Raw genomic sequence first — 732 nt, forward strand, 5'->3', positions numbered from 1 at the left:
GCAAACGGTTGGAGTTTTGCGATGGCCGCGGCAGTCAGACTTCGAGATGATTTCAGCTCTGGGCAGGTTCGGGCCTTTGCTCGCTGCGCCAAGGATGCGGACCAAGTCCGCCGTCTGCTCGCGATTGCGACGATCCTGGAGGGCGGAAGCCGCAGCGACGCAGCCAAGGTCGGCGGGGTCACGCTGCAGATTATCAGGGATTGGGTGCTGCGCTTCAACGCGCATGGCCCTGATGGTCTGGAAACGCGCAAGGCGCCGGGGCCGGATACTATCCTCGACGACTGCCATCGACGCGCGCTGGCCGAAACCATCGAAGCGGGCCCTATTCCTGCTATTCATGGTGTGGTTCGCTGGCGGATCATCGACCTCGTCCAATGGCTATGGGAAGAGTTTGAAGTCTCGATCAGCAAGCAGGCACTGGGGCATGAACTTCGGACCATGGGCTATCGCAAGCTCTCGGCCCGGCCACGCCATCAGGGGCAGCGCCCTGAAGATATTGCCGCTTTTAAAAAGCCTTCCCCGTCCGGCTGGCGCAAATCCGAAGGCGCCTGCCCAAAGGCACGCCGATAGAGCTGTGGTGGCAAGATGAGGCCCGGATCGGGCAAAAGACGCAGATCACCCGGCGCTGGGCCAAACGCGGGACGAGACCCGTCGCGCCCCGTGATCTGCGTCGGGCTTCGGCATGGATCTTTGGGGCGATCTGTCCCGCAGAAGGCAAAGGCGCCGCGCTGG

At 63.0% G+C, this 732-nt stretch carries 1 protein-coding gene; it reads left to right on the forward strand.

Features of this window, described 5'->3' with window-relative positions:
- Positions 1 to 570 (forward strand): helix-turn-helix domain-containing protein (locus tag IEX64_RS24310; protein WP_229710740.1); only part of this gene is annotated, 570 nt, incomplete at its 5' end.
- Positions 571 to 732 lie beyond the last annotated feature (162 nt).

The organism is Novosphingobium indicum (assembly GCF_014645195.1).
Taxonomy (GTDB): domain Bacteria; phylum Pseudomonadota; class Alphaproteobacteria; order Sphingomonadales; family Sphingomonadaceae; genus Novosphingobium; species Novosphingobium indicum.